This is a genomic window from Lentzea sp. NPDC036955, from assembly GCF_055608005.1.
Genome location: NZ_JBVJRC010000008.1, coordinates 326,379 through 340,785 on the forward strand (window position 1 = coordinate 326,379; position 14,407 = coordinate 340,785).

At 68.1% G+C, this 14,407-nt stretch carries 7 protein-coding genes; all 7 read right to left on the minus strand.

The window, feature by feature from the left end; genetic code table 11:
• Window positions 1–230: 230 nt before the first annotated feature.
• The gene (locus ACZ7CF_RS28295; protein ID WP_470370983.1) at window positions 231–428 is read right to left on the minus strand and encodes a hypothetical protein; all 198 of its coding nucleotides are present in this window, start codon (window positions 426–428) and stop codon (window positions 231–233) included.
• A gap of 342 nt (window positions 429–770) precedes the next feature.
• Window positions 771–2,717 (minus strand): DNA cytosine methyltransferase, encoded by a 1,947-nt coding sequence (locus ACZ7CF_RS28300; RefSeq protein ID WP_470370984.1) that lies wholly within the window; start codon window positions 2,715–2,717, stop codon window positions 771–773.
• A gap of 64 nt (window positions 2,718–2,781) precedes the next feature.
• On the minus strand, window positions 2,782–4,527 hold the full coding sequence (locus tag ACZ7CF_RS28305) for an AIPR family protein (protein WP_470370985.1): 1,746 nt from the start codon (window positions 4,525–4,527) through the stop codon (window positions 2,782–2,784).
• On the minus strand, window positions 4,524–7,688 hold the full coding sequence (locus ACZ7CF_RS28310; protein ID WP_470370986.1) for a sigma-70 family RNA polymerase sigma factor: 3,165 nt from the start codon (window positions 7,686–7,688) through the stop codon (window positions 4,524–4,526). The genes ACZ7CF_RS28305 and ACZ7CF_RS28310 overlap by 4 nt, the downstream gene beginning before the upstream one ends.
• Window positions 7,685–9,466 carry a DrmB family protein gene (gene drmB / locus ACZ7CF_RS28315; RefSeq protein ID WP_470370987.1) on the minus strand — a complete coding sequence of 594 codons (1,782 nt, stop codon included), beginning with the start codon at window positions 9,464–9,466 and terminating at the stop codon, window positions 7,685–7,687. The genes ACZ7CF_RS28310 and drmB overlap by 4 nt, the downstream gene beginning before the upstream one ends.
• Before the next feature lie 2 nt (window positions 9,467–9,468).
• A complete protein-coding gene (locus tag ACZ7CF_RS28320; protein ID WP_470370988.1) occupies window positions 9,469–12,630 on the minus strand; it encodes a helicase-related protein in 3,162 nt (1,053 codons plus the stop codon).
• Window positions 12,627–14,198, minus strand: coding sequence for a nuclease-related domain-containing DEAD/DEAH box helicase (locus tag ACZ7CF_RS28325; RefSeq protein WP_470370989.1), 1,572 nt, complete (start codon window positions 14,196–14,198; stop codon window positions 12,627–12,629). Before ACZ7CF_RS28325 ends, ACZ7CF_RS28320 begins: the two co-directional genes overlap by 4 nt.
• Window positions 14,199–14,407: the final 209 nt, after the last annotated feature.

Below are 14,407 nucleotides of genomic sequence, written 5' to 3' on the forward strand. Positions count from 1 at the left end.
GACCGGGGAGGCTCGAAAGTTCGCTTCGCAACTCAGAACTCGGTGTTCATTGCCGCGGCGGCGAGCACTGGAGTGACGTCGTTGCGAATGACGCTGTGAGCGAGACGGTCAGCGCGTCCGCGGCCGTACATGAAGGTCAGCAGAGTCCAAGATCATCGACACAGAAGCGGATGTTCGGCTGCCGAAACATCGTCCGCGCCTGTGCCCGCCAGCGTGGTCGTGTGTGGCGCTCAGGTCGGCACGCGGCGGTAGGCCGCCATGTGGTCTTCTGGAGGATCTTGACGGGTGAGGTTGACAAAAACATCGCCGTACGATGTGGCCACGATCCAGTTGTCGAACTGGTCGAGGTCGAACTCGCAATACCGCCCAAGCAATCGACCGAACAGTGTCAACTCGTCATCGGACAGTCGTCCAGCACCACTCGCCATGCGATCAGCCTAGGACGCCGCCCTGCTCGCGCAGGCTGCATCAGCCACAGCGCAGCGCTACCGGTCTGATTTCGCGCGTCCGCATTCCCGCGCCTGGAGGCCAGACCGTGGCGCTTCGGGGTGCTGCGGCGGCACCTCCGGCCGATCAGCGCCAAGGTCCTCGTGGAGACGCTGGCCGCGATGAAGCGGGACGTGCTGGTGTGGCACCGCCCTGTCCCGGTGCCGAGGCGTCGGGGTCGAGTACGGACTCACGCCGTTGTGGCGAAGTCTTGTCGAGGTGGTTGAGCACGCGCAGGCGTGGGCACGTGACCACTTCGTCGAGTGCCCACGTGCCCGCGGAACCTAGAAGAGCCGATTCGAAGGTCGCTTGTCCTGTGCGGTCGCGCAGGCACGAGCCAGAGGACAGCGCTCACACAGAGGCGCCTGTTTGTGGCAGTGGAGCTGGCCGATCAGACGTAGTGCGGCCATGCGCAACGGTGCTTTGGCGTCACCACCAACCAGACGGGAAAGGTCGACGCGGCCGTCGGTCAAGCTGTTGGCCCGCTCCGAGGCGGTGTTGAGCACTCTGGACGACACGCGGATGACCGGCTGGCTGGTCAGCAAGACGTCGTCGCCTGCCAGGAGCTTCAGAAGAGCGGCCTTTCCAGGAGGCAGGTCCAAGATCTCCGGAATGTTCTCTGCCCGCAGCCAGATCCTCCGGTCGTCCTGCAACTGCCGAAGCCGCGTCACCGTGGCGGCAGACGCACGGGTGGTGGCGCCCCGTTCGATGAGGTCCACCGCCCGTTTGGTGACTCGCCCCTTCGCCGCGACCTCGACGAGACCGTCGTTGTACGCGGCCAGCTCGGCGGGCGACGGATCCAGCATTGCCACCACGGCGGCGACAGGTGGGGTCAGACGTTCCCCTGGCAGCACGGACCAGTAGGTCCCGGCGCGACGCCGTTCTGCCCACGAGGACAGCTGCCCGGACAGCACGCGCCACTCGTTCCGCGCGGGTTTTTCGCTGTCCGGTAAGGGAAGCAGCGCTGTGGCAGCCGCTTCACCGAGCATCGGTGGCACGGCGTTGCCGATCTGCTGGAACGCGTGGCTGCGTGTACCGGCGAAGCGGAAGTCATCGGGGAACGTCTGGATGCGCGCGGCCTCGCGGACGGTGAGCGTGCGGTTCTCCAACGGGTGGATGTACCAATAGCCGTCCTTGGCGATGTGCGCCGTGATCGAGCGGCTCAGCTCCTTCCAGTCGAGGCGCTTGTACTTGTCGTCGAAGGTGTCAGCTTTGTACCTGCGCAGAGCGGGGTCGATGTTCGCGTAAAGGGTCTTGGACGTCATCAAGGAGAAGATCTTGCGATCGTCGTCGCGGACGGGGCGGGTCATGTGGTCCCGCACCCTGCCGTCGGTGACGTGCCGTCGCATCCGCGCGGCGAACTCCGAGACCTGGTCGTCGGGTGCGTAGGGCAGGTCACGCCCGCCGGTGCCCAGGTCGAGCCTGGGTAAGTCCGCTATCGCCTCGTGGACGGTCACCGGTTTCACCGGTTCCGGCCAGGGGAAGGCGGCGCTGTCCGAACGGGCCAGCAGGATCAGGCGCTTGCGGTGCTGGGGGACACCGTACTGCCAGGCGTCGACCAGCCGGAGATCGGTTCGGTAGCCCACGCGCTCCAGCATGTTCACGATCCGCCGCACGACGTGGAAGTCGTCGCCCAGCGCCATGTCGGGGACGTTCTCCATGAGGACCGCACGCGGCTTGACCTTCAGCACGACGTCGATGTAGGCCTGCCACAACTCCTTCCGCTCGTCCAACTCGTCGCGCACGCCGGCGTCGACCAGGCTGCGGATCTTGCTGCGCCCGGCCCGGCTGAACGGCTGGCAAGGAGGGCCGCCGGCGATCAGGTCGATGTCGGCGAGCTTCAGCATCCTGATGAGCGCAGCGCGCTTCTTCCGGTCGCCCAGGTCCACGTCCAAGGCGAGCCCGGGGAAGTTCGCGCGGTGGGTCTGCAGCGCGAACTTGTTGTGGTCGACCGAAGCCGCGACGGTCCATCCGGCATTGGTCAACCCCAGGCTCAACCCGCCACCCCCGGAGAACAGGTCGACCGCGAGTCGCGCACCTCCTGCTACTCGCTCGGCGCACCACTGCTGGAACGTCTCCTCGGGACAGGCGTCCGGGTGCGTCGGCAGCTGGAGCACATCACTGCGTTCGAGCTTCACCGCGTAGACCGCCACATCGCCTCCTGTCCTCCGAACAGGGACCCGCGCGGGATCTCCACCACCGTCGATCTGGTTCTGGTCAACTTCAGCCATGCCACTTCCCGGGCCGGTCCGTTCGGCCGCCCCGACGTACGGATTGCAGACAAGAGTGGGAGCGCTATCCCGCGAGGACGTCGGACGGGGGAGCCCAGCCCATCGCGCGGACGCGCTCCCAGCAGGCGCTCTTCTTGGCCCACTCGGTGACGTTCCCGCCGCTGGGAGGTGAGGTGAGCACCCGGCGCACCGCCAGCGCGACCTCCGGGACCGCGGCGGCGATCGGATCGGGAAGTGCCTGCTCCTTCCAGAGCCGGTCCAGGTCGAGCCCGCCGAGCGTGTCCACGATCAGCGAGACGGCGTGCGCCGCCGTCTGCCCGAGATAGCCGCCGTAGTTCTGCTTCTGGATGATCGATCGCACCTGGCGGAACACGAGGCCCTTGGCGACCAAGTGGCGGAAGTACACGTCGTCGGGGGCCTCGCGTTCGGCCAGCCCTTCTTCGGACGTCCACGTCCGGAAGCACTTCTCGGCGCCCTGGCACACGACGTCCGGCCGGAGCGCGTACGCGTACTCGTACTTCGCCGCGTCCGTCTTCCCGAACCGCTGCCGCACGGGGTTCTCGCGATCGAACTTGCGCCGCGCGGCGGCGCTCGTGAACTTGTTCTTCTCGACGTCGTACTGCCCGCGTACGCGCTCGTAGTACCACCGGGTCTGCTCGACGTCGACACCGGACGGAGTGACCCAGATGGTGCGGGACCAGCGCTCCAGCCCCACGTGGAAGCGGCTGTTGCCCTCGAAGTCGGCGGGTGTGACCGCGTTCTGGGAGTTCGCGTAGCGCGAGATCTCGGGAACCATGCTGTCCAGCCGGTCGTCCGGGATCAAAGTGATCTTCGCGGGGACGGTGACCTCGGACAGGTCGATCCCCTTGCGGGCAGCGTGGTGCAGCGAGGCCGTGGTCTGCCCGCCGTTGACGATCTGCAGCTCGGTCAGCGTGCGGAGCACCGGTCCGCTCGGGGTCTGGTCGAGGTCCGCCGCGCGAGCGGTCGCGGACACCCCGTTGTTGTAGGCCAGGAACCGGCCGGGTTGCTCTTTGATCGTCTCGGCGATCCCCTTGTTGACCTTTCCCCTGGCCTGGAGGTAAGCGCGCACGTTGCGCTGGAGCAGGCGGCTGTGGTGCTCGTCGTACAGGTCGGCGAGCAGCTTCCCCGGCAGCATCGCCATCAAGCAGCGGTACCCGTCTGCCTGTACCACCGACTCCAGGCACCGCACCTCGTAGCCCATCTTTGCGACGTCGATGAGGATGTCCTCCTGCTGGGCGCCCGAGCTGATCAGCTTCTGGAGCCGGTTGACGTCCCACACGTTCACGAGGGTCGGGAGATCGGCGACGGTGGCCTCCTCCGCGCGGCGCAGCCCGGTCTTCCCGTCGGTGAAGACGAAGATTTTGATCATCTGCAGCTGCGACCACGCGCCGTGGATGCGTTCGACCATGTCGTAGGCCGGGCTCGACCGCTCCAACTGCTCGTGCAGGCCGTTTCGGCAGAACTCCGCGAACGCGCCCACACGACGCACCAGCTGGGTCAGCCGCTCGCGCTTCAACGGTTCGGCGTCCAAGCCGTAGTCAGCCGTGACGAGGTGCAGGATCGTGCCGTCGTTGGTGATGTCGTACCCCGCCACCTCGACGCGACGGCTCTGCCACGGCACGAACAGGTAGCAGGTCTCCAGGTCGTCCAGCGCCCCGTCGTCGATCAAGTGCTCGCCCACCAGGGTCACGAAGGCGTCCCGGGCCATCAGCTCCGGCTCGGCCTGGATCCGGTCCTCGACCCTGCTCCGCAGCTCCGCTGCGAACGCGGCGAGTTCGCCGTCCGTCACGTCGTCCCCTCGGTTCGGTGTTGTTCCATCACGAGCTTTGACTTGCCACGCGCTATGCGTGCGAGAGCGGCCAGCCTCGGTCGCAGCGGTTCCGGAGGCGTGACCGCGGCCCCGGCGTGGTCCTCGCCCCACGCGGAGCGCTGGCCGACCGGAATCTCGACGAGGACTCTGGCCAGAGCGGTCCTCTCCGCCATGCCCAGTCCGTCGAGACCGAGCCAGCCGCCGCACGAGAGGTACCGGCCATCGCACCGCACGTAGAAGCCCTGCGAGGCCGGCCAGTCGGCGGGGTCGCCGACGACGCCCGTCTCGCCGGCGCGCAGGAGTTCCGGGTGGGGAAGCACGCGTGGACTGGCCACCACCGAGAACCCGGCCGCCGCCACCCGCTCCTCCCCGAGGTGCTGCCCCGCGGGATTGCTCCACAGGAACGGGTCCTTCGCGGTCACCGCGCTGCCGTTGACGTCGATGCCGATCTTGCGTTCCAGCAGTTCGCCGAACACCACGCCGAGCTCGCGGACGCACCGGTCGAGGATCGTCTCGAAGCGCGCACGCGCGACCTGGGGACGTGGCGCGCGGAGCAGCACCACCGACCAGCGGCCTGGTTCCTCCTCGGCCACCAGCCCTGCGGGAACCCTCCGGGAGCTGTGGTGCAACCACCACGTGTCGGTGTCGGCCGCGGAGGTGAGCATCAGGCAGCCGGGGGACGCGTGAGACTCCCAGGCGGTGATCTCGTCATAGAGGGACGCGGCGACACCGAGCGCCACCGATCCGCGCGACACCTCCTTCCCCTCGTGGAGGGTCGAGAGCAACGTGTACCCGGCGAAGGCCGCGCCGTCGTGCACGATCGCAAGTCTGGAGTTCGTGCCAGAGCCCGCGCTCCTGATGCGGATACGACGAGCACCGGCTTGCAACGCGCGGTCGACCAAGGCGGTCAGCATGTGCCCGATCGCACTGTCCTCGCCTGTGGCACCGAGCCGTTCCACGAGCCCCGTGCCCGTGGTGATCTCCGTGCCGGTCGGCCGCTTCTCGCGGACCGGTGTGCGCACCACGGCCAACCGGCGAGCCGGCCGCTTCGGCTGAGGAGCGGGAACGGGGTCCGCGTCATCGGCGACGAGCCCCACGTCCGCGAGTTTCGCGATCAGGTTGCCCTTGGCCTTGCTCTCGATCTGGCGGGCTCGCTCGCGGGTGAAGGAGAAGTGCTCACCGACCTTCTCCAGGGTGCGCTCCTCGCCGGTGTCGAAGCCGAACCGCAGCCTGAGGACCTCGGCTTCGCGCTCTTTGAGGCGCGACACGGCCTCACGCACGAGCTCGGCGCCGAGCGCACGGTCCACCACGTGATCGGGGTTCGAGTCGTGCTCGAACGGGATGGGCACGAGATCGGCCAGCGAGATGTCACCGTCCCCGCTCAGCGGGGCGTCCAGGCTGAGCATGCCCCTGGCCAGGCGCAGGCAATCCGCCACGTTCTCCGGGGAGAACCCCGTGACCCTGGCGATGTCCGCGACGGTGACCTCGTCCTGTTCCAGGCCGAGCCTGTCCCGCACGACGCGGACCTTGCGGACCTCTTCGTACTTGTGCACCGGCAGCCGGATCAACGTGCCGTCGTCGGGGATGGCGCGGCCCATGGCCTGGTTGATCCAGTTCACCGCATAAGTGGAGAACTTCAGCCCGCGGGAGCCGTCCCACTTCTCGATCGCCCGGATCAGGCCGATCACACCGTGCTGGTACAGGTCGTCGTGGTCGAGCCCCGCTCCGGAGTACCGCGGGATGCAAGACCTCACGAGCCCGGTGTTGTGCAACACCATGGCGTCGAACGCCTTCGCCCGCTCCTCGTCGCCGCGCAACGTCGCGCGGAAACCCTTCGGCAGCTCCTCCGCGAGGTCTCCGCCGTCGGGGCGCATTAGCTGCGCCAACCCGACTTCCTCCTCGGACGTCAGCAGGCGTTTGGCGCGCTTCTCGTCCGGCAACGGAGCTGTGAGCACCGTGCGGGCACTGCTGATCGCTGTGCGGGTGGGAGGAAGCGACTGCTGCTCGGGCACCGCGGTGGGAACGGGGGACACGGGGGTGGGGACCACCTCCACCCACCCGTCGCCGTCCGTCTTGCGGGTGCGGTCGTCCAGCAGCAACATCGGCAGGTCCGCCAGCGCCGTTGGACGTCCCGCCCCGGAATAGGAGAGGAACAACCCCGAGCGGGTCGTCGGGGCGAGCACCCGCAACGCGGTCTCGAGGCGGAAGCGGTCGTTCACCTGGTCCAGACCCGCGAGCACCACGTGGTCGAACCGCATCCCGACAGCGCTGACCCAGGTCAGCACCTTGACCCCGGGCCCGGACGTCGTGATCGCCGCGTGCTTCGGGACTCTGGCGCCTGATAGGTACCACTGCGTGCTGCCGTCGAAGAGATCTCCGATGCCGTCCTTGAAGACCTGCACCAGTTCCCTGGTCGGCAGCAGCACGCCGACCTGCTCGTCGCGGTGCGCCTCCGCCTGCTCCACGACGAACCGGATCTCCTCGTCGACGTCGTCGTGGTCGACGAGAACGGGCCGCGGACCGTCGTGGCACGGGAAGTCCGAGCGGGGACCTCCCCCGCCGAGGTGCTCCAGAAGCTCGTGAACTCGCGGGATGCCGCCGTCGACGTCGTTCGACGTAGTGGGTCCTACGACACCCAGGAGGGCTTCGAGCTCCTCGATCGTCGTGCCGGAGTCGTCGACCACCTGCACGGGATCGACGAACACCGTCGCGCCGACGTGCAGAAGGCGGAGAACCCGGTAGAAGTCGGGGGGAAGCTGCTGACCGTGGACCACGACGACGTGCCGCCGGTTCAGCGGCCGGATGTGACGAGACCGAAGGCGTTGCTCGAACTCCCAGAAGTCGATGTCGTAGTCGTCGGATTGCGGTGCCTTGGTCCGCAGCACCGCACGCCACAGGTCGGCGAAGTACGAGTGATAGGTCATCACCGTGTCGCCGCGGCTTTCGAACGGCATCAACGTGCGGATCCGGTTCTTCAGCACGCTGGCCTTGGTGATGACGTGCAGCTCCTTGCCCCGGCCGCGCAGACGGCGGTAGGTGGCGACCGCTCTGACCGCTTGGTCCACGCCGGGAACGGCGACCACCACCTCGTACCCGGAGGCCTCGTGGACGTGGGCGTGGGCGTGCAGCGCGGCGCTCACAGCACGGTCCCGGGGACACCGCCGATGGCCGCCGCCACGTCCTTGAAGAACCCGAACTCCGGGTCGACCAGCAGGCGCCGGTCCAGCAACCTGTTCGTCGCCTCGCAGCTGGTCTCCGGAGTCAACGTGCACGCGTGGCACGCGGCCAGCGACAGGCCGTCCGGGCCCTGCCCGGGGTGGTCCGAGCACACGGGGTCGAACGAGCACCACAGGGCCGCGGTGACCGACATGTCGAGGAGCCTGCCCAGTCGCGGAAACTCGCCCATCCTGACCAGCCCGCCCAGAGTGCCCTCATGATCACCGGCCGCGGTGTAGACGAGCACTCCGGCCATGGCGGGACCTCGGCCGCTCGTCGTCACGTACAGGCGCTCGCGCAACGCCGAAGTGGAGTAGCCGGCCTCGAAAGCGGTGTTGCGGAGGAGGAGGTGGGCGAAGGTGTGCAGCAGCACGTAACGCGGCGTGGGCTCGGAGAGCCACTTCAAGCCCTTGGCGCGGTGCCTCTCCACCAACTTCCGGCATCGCTCGACCACGGGATCGGACCGTTCCCAGGAGGACAGGGACTCCTCGTCGAACCTGAGGAAGAACCCCTCGCCGAACACTTCGACGGCGGGCAGGAAATCCGCGTCGGCGCTGAGGTTCGACGGCACCACCTGACTCATGGTGTGTCGTTCGAAGTGGGTCAGCACGCGCACTTCGCGGAGACGGTCGACCAGCACGACATCCGGGATCAGGGCCTGCCAGCCGGTGGCGCCGCCTCCCGCGCCGCCCCAGGGACGATTCGCCCGGCGCGAGATGAAGCGGTCCTTGGGGTCGTGGTTCCCCTGCGGGTTGATCAGCGCCGCCCATTCGTCCGGGCGGATGTTCTCCGGCCCGCCCTCGGCGGGGGCGCGCAGGTCCGTCAGCTCCTGCGCCAAGGCGGCCTCGACCTCGGTGTGGGCCAGACAGTGCTTGGTGGCGGCGATGCCGATCATCGCCTTGGCCAGCTCGTGGTTCGGCTCGCTGAGGAGGAACTTGAACTCGGCGCTCTTCCGGAGGGAGGCCAGCGGAGTGCTGAACGTGCTCCACGCCGAGTCCGGCGGGATGTCGATTGCGCTCACCACGGTGGGGAAGTACACGCTCGACGCGCCGCGTTGCATCGCCACCACCTGCTGGGAGCAGGGCACCGCGTCCCGCTGGTCCTGCCACGGCTGCCTGCCGGTGCACTTGCTGCCGATCTGGGTGAGACCGATCCGTGTCGTCAAGCCGTCCAGCGACCTCTCCCCCCGGCACGTCGCGCAGCGCACGACGAGCGAATTCAGGCCACCACCGACCTTGGCCTTGCTCAGGAACTCCAGAACCGGCCGCTGACACTGGTTCTGGTTGCGGTCACGGCGGATCGAGGAGTGTGCCCAGCCGATCCAGTCCACGTCGGACAGGTGCCCGTTGGCGCACACCGCCACGAACCGCATCGGAACGAGTTGCTTGCGGCCAGGGCAGTTCTCGCAGGAAGGCGCGGTGTTGGCGACCTCCTTCGTGTACGACCACCGGCTCATCCGTCGGCAGCCGGAGCAGAACAACCACTGGGGGAACCGGTAGTAGGGGATGGGCCAGCGCGGGGACGGAGACGGTGCTGCGAGCGAGTCCACGCTCAGGTAGGAGGCCAGACGGGGGAACTCGACGGGCACGCGCGGGCCGCGCCACCTGCCCGCGTCCTCCACCACGAACGACTCGCCGACGAGGTCGATGATCGCGCCGGGACCGAACGGGCTGATGATCTGCGAGCGTCGAACCTTGCGCACCGTCACTTCCGCGTCCCCCTCACCTGTACCTGGACCTCCACGTCGACGCTGCGCATCGAGTCGAGCGTCGCCCAGCCGTCACCGCGGTCGGTGAAGCGCTTGAGCAGCTTGGGCCGCTCGCGCCCGCCCTGGCTGTAACGCAGTCCGCCCGCGGGTTCCGCGTCGACGATCCGCTTCGCCCATGTCTCGATGAGGTCGTCCAGATGCACTCGAACCCGTTCGAGCTCGGTTTCGTCAGCCCGCTCCACACGTTCGAGGAACGCCTGGAGGAGCCGGGTGAAACGCTCGTCATCGCGGTCGAACGACGCGGCGTCCCCGTCGCCCGACAGACCGAGTGCGTGGCGCACCAGCACCACCAGATCCGCGTGGAGAGCGCGAAGCCGGGCTGGCACCGAGAACGGCGTCACCGAGCTCGGCTCCACCCAGCGGTACAGGCTCGAGTGGTACGGGGCGAACGACTCGTAGTGCGACCGGTCGCGTGGTTTGGACGGTGAGTACACCGTCACCACAAGACCTGGACGGTCGGCGTTTCGGCCGACACGGCTGGTCGCCTGGATGTACTCGGCGGTCGTCTTGGGCTGGCCGACAACGGTCATGACGCCGAGCCTGCCGACGTCGACACCCACGGAGATCATGTTGGTGCTCGCCAGGAAGGCAACCCCGCCCAGGGCGTCGTGCGACTTCTTGAGCCGGTCCAAGCGCTGCGGGATCTGGGCGGACCCCACGTTGCTGGTCAGCTCGACCACGTTGTCGTCGTTGAGCTGCCGGACGTGGTCCTCGGCCTGCGCGATCACCTTCAGCCGCGACGGGATGTCGTCCGATGCAAGGTTGATCGTCTTGCCCAGCTCACGGAGGCTGTTGTGATACACCACGAGCGTCGAGTAGGCGTCACGCACCGGGGGCGTCAGCTCGACCTCGAGGGGAGCCTGCAGCTGCGCCGCCGCGACGTGGATGAGCGCGGTGAGAGGTGTGTGTCCCTGTGGCATGACCCCCAGGTAGGCCCGTCCGGGCCGTTCGTCGTCGGTGCGCACGAAGTACGAGTCGGTCGCGTCGATGCCCGCGGGAGGGAACAGTGCGACGGGCCGCCCGAAGACGCCCTTGGTCTGCTCGTCCGCCCGCCGGATCGTCGCGGTGGCGGCGACGATCTTGGGTTTGTTCCCCAGCTGCCCCATCAGCACGTCGAAAGCCGCTTCGTAGAGCCCCACGATGGTGCCGAGCGGACCGGAGATGAGGTGGAACTCGTCTTGGATGATCAGTGACGGTCCGAGGTCGTCGCCCGCGCCGAAGAACACCCCAGCCTTCTCGTTCCACACGGTGCGGGCGAACTTGTCGACGGTCCCGACGAGCATGGTGGGCGGGTTGTCATAAAGGTGTTCGTCCACAGAGGACATAGGAAGCTCGTTGTGGAACTGGCACTTGACGTTCAGGCAGCGCACGCGGAAGGAGCTGTTGGTCGCCGAGATCCCCCAGCGCTGCTCGTCGTCGGGGCCGCTGGGCACAATGCGCGTACCGCACCACGGGCAGGACTCGATCTGAAACCCTTGATCGGTCGCGATGCCGTCCCGTGCCTTGGTGAGCCATCGCCGGGCGTCCGCGTAGCTGTTGGGGCTGTTCTCCCCGCCGACCCACAGGCCGATGGAGATGGGGCGGCTGCCGAGCTCCTCCTCGGACCCGCGGCGCACCAGCTCGCAGGCGGCGATCATGGTCGCGGCGCGCTGGAACTGCTGGCTGGTGAGCAGCCGCAGGGTGTACCTGGTCACGACCGCTGTGCCCGCGCCGGCTTCGGCCAGCGTGAGCCGCCGGTGGAGGATGGTGAACGCGGCGAGGCCGAGGTACGCCTCGGTCTTGCCACCGCCGGTGGGGAACCAGATCAGGTCGACGAGGTCCCGGTCCGCACCCTCCTCGACCACGCCTTTCACCGTCATCAGCAGGAAGCCGAGCTGGAACGGACGCCACGCGAGGTCGAGCGCATGGTGGTCGACCTCCGGGTCCGGCGCCTCGGAGAGGGCGTGCGGCGAGCCGGCGAGGCCTGGCCCGCTGTGCGCCATCTGCATGGCCATCACCTCGTTGGCCAGCGCGAAGGCCTTGAGCGCCTTACGGTCGCCGCGCAGGAAGTCGAGACCGGCAAGCATGCGGTCCCTGGCCTTGGACGCGCGGTTCCGCAAGCGGCCGGCCGCGGGACGCAGCCGCGGGAGGAGGTCGTCCGCCGTCGACTCCCATGTTTTTTCGATCCAGTCCGTGTAGCAGTCGACGAACCGGGTCAGGGTGGCGAACACGGGTTCGGGGTCGGTGTCGATGACGGCGAGGGTCTTCAAGCGGACGGCGTCTGCCACACCGGGCAGCTCGGAGGTGACGCCGGGCACGACGTGCACCGGGAGGAACGACGTGCCGACCCAGGCCGGGTGGTCGCCCGTGGTGTCCCACGCCGCCGCGGTTCCGTGACCGACGGCGTACACCGGTACGTCGCGGTACTGGAGCTCGAGCTCTTCGGCTTCCTCGTCGCTGTGGGCGCGAAGCTGCGTCGGGTAGCCGATGATCGCGCCCTCCGCGACCGAGCAGCACAGCCCGGCCTGGAAGAGGCAGTCCTCCGGGTTCACAGTTCGGCGCTCTTCCTGCACCGCGCGGTTGACGAGGACGACGGTGACGATGACGCCGTCGGGGTGCGGGCGCCAGCTGACCTCGACGCTCGCCTTCTTGTTCCACAGAAACCGCCGCTGCGTCGGCCCGGATACCGGGGGTTTGATCAGCAGCGCCTCATCCGCCACCAGGTCGAGCGGTTCACGCTGCCACTCGTCCTCCGCCAGAGCGCGGTACCGCGCTGCGCGGACCTCCACGACGATCGCGGACCGGGACGTGGTCATGAAGCTGACCCCGGCGGAGCTCGGCCGGCTCTGCCCCGCCAGCGTGATCGGGTCCTCGTCGTCGTCCTGCGGGAGGGCTCCCGCCTGCTCGTCGACCTCCTCGGCATCGTCGGCGGGGCCGTTCGCGCCGATGGCGTGCGGGGTGAGGGACAGCGGGAACAGCACGGCGGTGAGGTATCGGTGCTGAGGTGCCTTCTCGTACAGGACCTCGTCCTCGCCGTCCACCGGGCCGACCAGGTGGTCGTGCAGGTAGGCCAGCACCTCGTCCCGGTCGGGAAAACCCGTGTCGTACCGCCCCGTCACCGGTCGTCCCCTGTCCCGCTCGGCCTGATCACCCACAGTGCGGCCTTGGCCCGGGTCATGCCCACGTACAGCTGTGCGCGCGCAGCTCGCTCGTCCGCCGCGTCGTCCACCTCGAGGAAGACGTACCGGCTTTCCAGGCCTTTGAAGTCGGCGATCCGCGCGAATCCGACACGTCCCCTGCCCGGTCGGCGCATCCGCATCAGGTCCAGCACGTCGACCCGCTCGAACCACTCGGAGGGCAACCTGCCGAAGATCGACGAGGCCAGGTCACGCGGCGACAGCAGCACGACCTGTTCGAGCGGAACGCCATGCTCCTCCAGCTCGGCCAAGGCGGCCGAGACCACGGACGCCACCTCGTCGCGGTCTTCTTCAGCCACCACGACCTCGCGACCGTGACCAGCTGTCGTCACCCCGAGGTCCGCCCCCGTCCGTTGCTGGGTGGCACGGACGATCTCAATGGTGTTCCGACAGTTGTCCATCAGGTCGACGAAGGTCGGGCGGTGCGAGTCCAGTCGCGCCTTCGCCTCGTCCTCGTAGCAGCCGACCAGCCCTCGCTGGTTGTTGGAGTCCAGGAAGAACGCCCAGCGGCCGTCGGCCAGCCCGCCCGCCAGAACGGCGTCCAGCACGTCGAGGTCGTGCGCGTTGATGACGTCTTGCGCCTCATCCACCACGACCACGTCGAAGGTCTCCGCGCAGAGGGCGGCCACCTCGTCGAACGGGACCACCGTGATGCCTTCGAGGTCCTGCTGCGACCGGATGAAAGCCGCCAAGACGTGACTGCGGCAGGTGAGCAGGACGCGCCTGCCCGAGGTACGGGTTCGCCTGCACATCTCGACGGCCAGCATGGTCTTGCCCGTGCCGGCGCCACCCTCGAAAACCAGCCGCGGGTTCCTGCTGTGCTGGTCGAGAGCCTTGTACTGGCTCTTGGTGAGGGCGACGAGCTCCTGTTCCACCATGTCGTCGAGACGGCGCAAGGAGAGCACGCGGTCGAAGTCGGGGCGCAGGACGTTGAGGTAGCGCTCGATGTCCTCTGCCGAGAGCGAACCCCAGCCGCCGGGCTTGCCCTCCCAGAACTTCCCCAGCCGGTCGAGGCAGTCCGCCCACCCGTCGGAGGCGAGGCGAACCGAGTTGATCACCATCTCGGGCGTCCACTCGACACTGACCGCGTCGAACTCACTCTCCGGGAAGACGACCCCGTAGCCGAACACCGTGCGGTCGACCAGCCTCGGGTCGGAGGTCGTGCGGCGGAGAACCTTGGCGAGCGCGAACATGCTGGTCCGCGCCTGGTCCAGCGGGCTCTCCTTGAGCCGGTGCCGCTTGCCCTTGAGGTCCCGCGTGTGCCAGACGTCCTTCTTCAGGAGGATGTCGCCGCCCTTGACCTCCAGCACCAGGAAGCCGCGGGTGCCCAGCAGCAGGAAGTCGATCTCGCAGACCCGCTTGCGGTCGTGCTCGGGCAGGTTGGTGCTGTGCAGGGCGTACTCCCAGCCGTCCACCTCGAGAGCGGCAAGCTGGGAGAAGATCTCCTGCTCCGCGCGGCTGGCGCCGTGATGCACCGAATCCGGGATCATGCGCACGATGGCCTGCCCGCTTTCCGGCAGACGGGGGAGAGGGTCGAAAGTGTGTTCGAGTGGTACAGCGGAGTCTCCCTCTTGAATCGCCGAGCGGCCGTGTGCGACCGATCCATCGTTCGTTCGTGTGGAATGGTTACACGGTCAGTGCAGGCTCTTGTCAATGCGTTGCTGATTGCGGCTCGGTGTAGTGCTCAGTGGTGCAGGCA